Genomic DNA, 282 nt, shown 5'->3' with positions numbered 1-282 from the left:
AGATGGTTGAAGAGGCCGCCTATGCGGCGGCCTCGTCGGTTTCGTCGATCACAGGCTGCAAGCCGTGGAGATAATCGGTCGCCCGCTGCGCGTGCGCGGCGGCGGTGAAGATGGCGCGCTTGTCATCCTTCAGGACCTTCAGCCAGCTGCCGATATAGGCGGCGTGGTCTTCGCGATCTTCGAGGGTCAGCCCTAGATCGGCGCAGAGGAACGCAGCGCCAAGCTCGGCCACGAGCTCTTCGAGGGCATAGCCTTCGTCACCGAAGCGCTTGCGGCCGAAAT

The 282-nt window shown here is 63.8% G+C and carries 1 protein-coding gene; it reads right to left on the bottom strand.

Annotation, left to right across the window (positions count from 1 at the left end):
* Positions 1-19: 19 nt before the first annotated feature.
* Positions 20-282, bottom strand: a 263-nt coding sequence (locus tag A3722_RS18640; RefSeq protein WP_269084705.1) for a zincin-like metallopeptidase domain-containing protein, incomplete at its 5' end; no start/stop codon positions are given.

Origin of the sequence: Sulfitobacter sp. HI0027 (assembly GCF_001634775.1) — a bacterium.
Taxonomy (GTDB): Bacteria; Pseudomonadota; Alphaproteobacteria; order Rhodobacterales; family Rhodobacteraceae; genus Sulfitobacter.
Note: the sequence above shows the minus strand (reverse complement) of the source record. Positions and strands in the feature narration are given on the sequence as shown.